This window comes from Collimonas sp. (assembly GCF_035566375.1).
In the GTDB taxonomy this organism is placed as follows: domain Bacteria; phylum Pseudomonadota; class Gammaproteobacteria; order Burkholderiales; family Burkholderiaceae_D; genus Collimonas.
The window spans coordinates 1-5,287 of record NZ_DATMRK010000044.1 but is presented as its reverse complement, the minus strand read 5'-3'; the positions used below and the strand labels follow the sequence as shown (position 1 = coordinate 5,287).

Here is a 5,287-nt window from a genome sequence, read left to right as displayed (position 1 = left end):
TCCCATCCCGAACAGGACCGTGAAACGACTTTGCGCCGATGATAGTGCTGCAACCAGTGTGAAAGTAGGTCATCGTCAGGCTTTTATTAAAAAACCCTCTGTACTCTCGTACAGAGGGTTTTTGCTTTGCGCGGACGGTTTACGAAAACAAATTTACGCAACTGTCATTCCTACCTTTGTTTCTTAATCCGCCTCGGTGTGAGAATGGGGTCTGAGCGCACCGGGAATGTCGTGATTATTCAGTCCGCCAGCGTCCAGCCAACGGCGGGTTTCTGCTGCCGCGCGGTCTATCAACAAACCGCACTGACTATAGTCATATGGCGAGACGTCCAGCGGACACAGCGGCGCAACCACGGCTATCGCGGCGTGTGATGCCCATCGTTCCAGATCTGATACCAACTGACGTGCTACCAATAAATTGAGCGCACTCATGGCATGCTCAAGAGCGCCTTTGGGCTGTCGCCTGTCGGCACAGCTAAAGCCGGTGGTAAGCACAATGAGGCGCGTAGCGCCAAGTCGTATAGCAGTAGAGATTGGCGTATTGTTGGCCACGCCGCCGTCAATCAACATGTTTCCTGCCAGCGAAACGGGTGGGAAAACACCCGGAATCGCCGTGCTCGCCAGCACAGCATCTACTGCCGATCCGGAAGAAATAACTATCTCGTTGCCGCTGCTCATTTCAGTGGCGACAACATGTACCGGAAGATCTGCGTCCTCCAGCGTACGACTGCCAAAATGTTCATAAAGAAGGGCGCGCAATTTCGCCGGACTGACCAGATGCGTGCCACGGGCCGCGCCAAGCACTGAAAGAATAGACCACGGCAGGATCTGTTGGCGGCGGATGCCACGCCACAAGAATTCCAGGCGCATCGTACCGGCCGCATGCGGTTGATAAGCAAAAAACACGCTATTGATCGCACCGGCGGAGGCGCCGACCAGGAAGTCCGGACGTACTCCGGAAGCAATCAGCTCTCGCAGCATGCCGGCTTCAATGGCGCCAAGACTGCCGCCACCGGCGAATACAAATGCGGTCTTTTCCATAGTGGTAACCTGCGAACGGCCAAAGGGCGTACATGGCAACGTATCTAGCCTACTCCAGCACGCGTCGATATGCTAGCGGTCAGCCGTGAGTTCGGGGATTCAGATAAAATTGCCCGATCAATTGAAAGAAAACTCTGAAAGCACACATGTCCGTATCGAACGCACCGCTTGTCGCTTTGATCCAAGCGGTTGAAACGGATTTCGAAGAGCTGGTCGCATTGCGCATAGCTGCCATGCGCGAGAGCCTGGAACGCATAGGTCGTTTTAATCCGGTTCGGGCACGAGAGCGGTTTCGCTCCGGCTTTTCAGCCTCACATACACGACATGTGGCAGTCAACGGGCAGAAGGTCGGTTTTGTTGTCGTCAAACCTGCTCAGGATCAGCTGCTGCTGGATCATCTCTATATTCGCCCTGGCAGCCAAGGGCAGGGGATCGGAGCAGCGGTGCTAACGCAAGTTTTTAAAGAAGCGGATGAGCAGGCATTGCCGTTGCGCGTAGGGGCCTTGAGAGAAAGTGACGCCAATCGTTTCTATCAACGCAATGGCTTTGAATTTCTTGCAGAAGAGGAATGGGATATTTACTACCTTCGTCCATCACGATAGTCCTACCTCAGCGCTCATGCTGTCTATCAAAACCAGCGAAGATCAAGCCGGACTTTAACGCAGCGTCAGTTTCAGAGCCGGCTTTTCGCCATAGTCTTCGTAGCGTTCATTGATGGCCGTGACGCAAAATTCCAGCTCTTCGATAATCTCAGCAGCTTGCTGACGCAGTTTTTCACTGTGCAATACTTCGATGTCCAGCACCTCGTTTTCCTGCAGCCGGAACTTGCTCATGCCGTCTTCATCGCGCAAATAGCTGAGGCAATCGATCCAGGCATTCATATTGCGGCCATAGAACTCGGGGAAGCCGAATACCTGTGCGCATTCAGTATGAAAGCTGTCCCAGTCGGTGATGATTTCGCCATTCAGGCGGGCGCTTGGCATAATGTTTTCTCCTGCTTAAATTCCAAATCGTGTGCTGAACTTATCACATCTGCCGCGACAAGTTGCGCGATTCATTTCACAGTACCCACATCTTCAGGATCAAACCGGATACGGCGCACGCCGCAATGACGTGAATCACGTTCCACCTGAAGCGGAACAGCGCTATAGCCGCACCCAATGCGATCAACGCCGATAGCCAATCAAAGGTACCCTTAAAACCGTGCGGCCAGAGTACGTGGTAACCGAAGAACACCGCCAGGTTCAAGATCACGCCCACAACGGCGGCGGTGATCGCAGTGAGAGGCGCGGTAAATTGGAGCTCGCTATGGGTGGCTTCGATCAAGGGGCCGCCCGCCAGGATAAACAGGAACGACGGCAAGAAGGTGAACCAGGTCACCAGCGAAGCGGCGACAGCGCCGGCAAAAAACAGGCTGTCCGGTCCGAATATGGCTTTCACATAGCCACCCACGAAGCCGACAAAAGCGACCACCATGATCAACGGCCCAGGCGTGGTTTCACCTAGCGCCAGACCGTCGATCATTTGCGTTGGCGTCAACCAGCCGTAATGCTCGATCGCACCTTGATACACATACGGCAGTACGGCATAAGCGCCGCCAAAAGTCAGCATGGCGGCTTTGGTGAAGAACCAGCTCATTTGCGTCAAGGTGTTATGCCAGCCGTAGAATATCGCCAGCAGGCCCATCGGGATCGACCACAATAAGCCGAAGACGGCGCTTATGCGTAACAAACTGCGCCAACGAAATCGCGCATGCTCCGGTGTCGGCGTGTCGTTGTCGATCAGCGCCGGTCCGAACGATTGATCTTTCTTGTTATGCGCGCCGCCGGTCTTAAACAGATCCGGTGCGATCCGGCCGCCGATGTAGCCGATCAGGGCTGCAGTCGCGACGATAGCAGGGAAGGGCAGGTTCAAGGCGAAGATGGCGACAAATGATGCCGCTGCAATCGCCCATAATGTATTGTTCTTCAGTGCGCGCGAGCCGATCCTGTGTGCCGCTTGCAGCACGATGGCTGTCACCGCCGGTTTGATGCCATAGAACAGGCCCGCGACCAGTGGTAGATTGCCAAAGGCGATGTACATCCAGGACAAGGTAATCAGAATCAGCAACGAAGGCAGCACAAACAAGGCGCCGGCCACGACACCTCCCCATGAGCGATGCATCAGCCAGCCGATATAAGTAGCAAGCTGTTGTGCCTCGGGGCCAGGCAAGACCATGCAGTAGTTCAGAGCATGCAGAAAACGTCGCTCTGAAATCCAGCGTCGATTCTCGACCAGTTCCTGATGCATGATGGAAATTTGTCCGGCAGGCCCGCCGAAACTGATAAAGCCTAGTTTGAGCCAGAACATAAATGCCTCCCGAAAGCTGACGGGAGGTGGAGGGGATGCGGCCGGTTTAGCCGATTGAACCTTTGGCTGGCTCATTGAAATGTCAGATTCGTATAAACATTGTTAGAGGCAGTGGCAATGGGCATGATCGCATATAAAGTATCTACGCCCATTACAGCACATTGCGCATATAAAAGCCGTCTCTCTCTTGCGTGGTACTGGGGGAACAGGGTTTTGCGCAAACTGATTCTGCAAAGAAAAAGGGATTCCATGGAATCCCTTTTTAATTCGATGCGGGGCAGCGCTGTCGCCTTATTCGGTGCTGCGCAACACGCTGTCGGGCAACGGCGCCTTGAACCAACGTTGAGCATTGACGTTGAGCATGCCGTTTTGTTTGATGCGGCTCAACATGGCGTTGATCTTGTTGAGCAAGGCAGTTTCGTTTTTGTTAATACCGATAAAACAGGGAGAGTCCTTCAGCACTATTTTCAGCTGGGTTGTTTCCACTTGTTCCTTGGTGAAGGCAGAAATCAAGACATTGCCCGCCGCCAGCAACTTGGACTCACCCTGCAAATAGGATTTGACGGCCTCCGGTTCGGTGTCGAAGCGTTTGATGCTGGCCGACGCCGGTGCAATCTTGCTCAACTCTCCATCTTCGATCGAGCCTTTGAGTACGGCGATCGTCTTGCCAGCCAATCCCGCAGCATTCTTGACATCAAGATTCGGAGCACCGAAGACCCCAAGATAAAACGGCGCGTAAGCCTGTGAAAAATCGATCTGCTTTTGACGTTCCGGATTTTTACCGAGGCTGGAAATTACCAGGTCGACATGCCGGTTCAACAGGGCCGGGATGCGATCGCCGCTAGCCAGCGGCACCATATCCAGCTTGACGCCCAGTTCCAGCGATACCATTCTGGCGATTGATACATCAAATCCTTCCAGCGCCTTGTATTGATTTGCCGAGCCGAAAGGCGGCGTATCTTTAGGCACGGCGATGCGGATTGCGCGGCGGTTTTGCACATCTTCCAGTGCATCGGCGCGGCTTTCCTTGACCGGCAGCAGGGTGCCAGCCAAGGCGATGGAATAGACAAGAATGCATGCAAATACACCGGCATAACGCTTCACAAGAAGACTCCCAGAATTAATTGAACGAACCCACATCCATTTTTCAATGGCTAGAGACACGGCCGCAACATACGCACAGGATTCTATGTCCACGCAGAAAGTTTGTATACGGAATAATCGGGAATTGTTTCGTGTTGTTACTTTCCTGCAAATTGATGCAGAAATTGCTGGTACGCCGCGTGAAAAATCATCAAGGGCACATCAAATCCGACACGAGCCGTTGCCTCTCCATCGTGCTGGTTTGAGTTCGAATACCAATACAAAAGGCCACCCCGACGGGTGACCTCTTGTATTGGTGGTGGAGGCGGCGGGAATCTCCCGGGTTTTGCGCCTGCATGCGCAAAACCGCTCAGACAGCAGCAAGCATGCTTGCCGAAACCCTGTCTTCGCCCCGCGTCCGTTCCGGACACGGGATCGATCTCCGAAGCATCAATACCAATAAAAAAGGCCATCCTGAAGGATGACCTTTGTTATTGGTGGTGGAGGCGGCGGGAATCGAACCCGCGTCCGCAAGTCCTCTACAGACAGTTCTACATACTTAGTGCTGTCATTTGATTTAACCCAGCCGACGCGGACGCACACGCTTCGTTCAGGCGAGTCACCTAAATTTAACTGTTAGCCAAGTAACCCGACCAACAGCGATTCCCTGTATATGACTCTACTGCTGTTTTACCAGCCCACCCCAGGGACGAGATGGTGTAGAGCTAACCGGTTATTAAGCGGCTAGTGCGTACGAGTTATCGTTTGCAGTTAGATCTATTCCGATTGTATTTACGAGGTAGTCGGTCCTCGG

The 5,287-nt window shown here is 53.5% G+C and carries 6 protein-coding genes and 1 other RNA gene; 2 read left to right on the top strand and 5 right to left on the bottom strand.

Features of this window, described 5'->3' with window-relative positions:
* Window positions 1-187, top strand: a 187-nt coding sequence (locus VNZ60_RS13660; protein ID WP_325659986.1) for a hypothetical protein, incomplete at its 5' end; no start/stop codon positions are given.
* Here the strand turns inward: VNZ60_RS13660 and VNZ60_RS13655 are convergent.
* Window positions 184-1,041 (bottom strand): patatin-like phospholipase family protein, encoded by an 858-nt coding sequence (locus tag VNZ60_RS13655; RefSeq protein ID WP_325659985.1) that lies wholly within the window; start codon window positions 1,039-1,041, stop codon window positions 184-186. The genes VNZ60_RS13660 and VNZ60_RS13655 overlap by 4 nt on opposite strands.
* Window positions 1,042-1,187: 146 nt before the next feature.
* Here VNZ60_RS13655 and VNZ60_RS13650 point away from each other — a divergent pair, with 146 nt between their 5' ends.
* Window positions 1,188-1,643: a GNAT family N-acetyltransferase gene (locus VNZ60_RS13650; RefSeq protein ID WP_325659984.1), complete on the top strand. Its 456-nt coding sequence runs from the start codon at window positions 1,188-1,190 to the stop codon at window positions 1,641-1,643.
* Window positions 1,644-1,697: 54 nt separating this feature from the next.
* Here the strand turns inward: VNZ60_RS13650 and VNZ60_RS13645 are convergent, their stop codons facing one another.
* The 4 genes from VNZ60_RS13645 to ssrA form a co-directional block, all read right to left on the bottom strand.
* Window positions 1,698-2,024 (bottom strand): barstar family protein, encoded by a 327-nt coding sequence (locus VNZ60_RS13645; RefSeq protein ID WP_325659983.1) that lies wholly within the window; start codon window positions 2,022-2,024, stop codon window positions 1,698-1,700.
* 76 nt (window positions 2,025-2,100) lie between these two features.
* The gene (chrA, locus tag VNZ60_RS13640) at window positions 2,101-3,390 is read right to left on the bottom strand and encodes a chromate efflux transporter (RefSeq protein WP_325659981.1); all 1,290 of its coding nucleotides are present in this window, start codon (window positions 3,388-3,390) and stop codon (window positions 2,101-2,103) included.
* A 291-nt stretch (window positions 3,391-3,681) separates the two neighbouring features.
* Window positions 3,682-4,494: a transporter substrate-binding domain-containing protein gene (locus VNZ60_RS13635; RefSeq protein WP_325659979.1), complete on the bottom strand. Its 813-nt coding sequence runs from the start codon at window positions 4,492-4,494 to the stop codon at window positions 3,682-3,684.
* 477 nt (window positions 4,495-4,971) lie between these two features.
* Window positions 4,972-5,287: a transfer-messenger RNA gene (gene ssrA, locus VNZ60_RS13630) on the bottom strand; the annotation flags it as partial.

Bases quoted from the DNA above. Each gene is read 5' to 3' on its own strand.
- chrA (WP_325659981.1), bottom strand. From the start codon at position 3,390: ATGTTCTGGCTCAAACTAGGCTTTATCAGTTTCGGCGGGCCTGCCGGA.
- VNZ60_RS13645 (WP_325659983.1), bottom strand. From the start codon at position 2,024: ATGCCAAGCGCCCGCCTGAATGGCGAAATCATCACCGACTGGGACAGC.
- VNZ60_RS13655 (WP_325659985.1), bottom strand. From the start codon at position 1,041: ATGGAAAAGACCGCATTTGTATTCGCCGGTGGCGGCAGTCTTGGCGCC.
- VNZ60_RS13650 (WP_325659984.1), top strand. From the start codon at position 1,188: ATGTCCGTATCGAACGCACCGCTTGTCGCTTTGATCCAAGCGGTTGAA.